Raw genomic sequence first — 602 nt, forward strand, 5'->3', positions numbered from 1 at the left:
TCCACACCACGGCGTCCTGAGCTGCCGCCGCCGTCTGGCCTTGGCCCTCCGGCGGCGTCATGTACTGGGTGATGGGTCCGGTCACGGAGTAGAACAGCATGTCGATTCCCACACCGGCGGCGAACAGCTGGGCCACCCACGTGAAGAGCTTGTACTGCGGACGGGAATTATCCGGGCCCATCCGGACCGAGCCCACCTTGGACAACGCCACCCACAGCACAAAACCGATCACGACAGTGACGGTGACAACGTACACCCAGCCGACGTTCGCTGCGACCCAAGACGTCACGACCGCCATGGTGTCATCCGCGTTGGCGGGGAACACCATCGCCCAAATAGTGAAAGCGAGGATGACGATAGAAGCAATAATGAACACGCGCCAATTAACCTTGGGCACATTGCTCTCGATAAATTTGGCGGACCCAGAATCACGGTCTTTCGCCGTGTCACGGTCTTTGTCGATGATACTCAAGGATCCAGCTCCAATTCTTCGTCTTGGCTGCGTGAAACGCAGCACATCATGGTGGTGTTCTCGGCTTTGACTCGGTCGGTCAGGTAAAGATCCCGGTGCTGGGGTGTCCCTCGAAGTACTGGTAGGGAAC

Annotated in this window: 1 protein-coding gene; it reads right to left on the reverse strand. The window is 58.5% G+C overall.

The features are described 5' to 3' along the window. Positions 1-472 (reverse strand): BCCT family transporter (locus QMG52_RS21830; RefSeq protein WP_283562491.1); only part of this gene is annotated, 472 nt, incomplete at its 3' end. Positions 473-602 lie beyond the last annotated feature (130 nt).

Source organism: Paenarthrobacter sp. PH39-S1 (genome assembly GCF_030063245.1).
Taxonomy (GTDB): Bacteria; Actinomycetota; Actinomycetes; order Actinomycetales; family Micrococcaceae; genus Arthrobacter_M.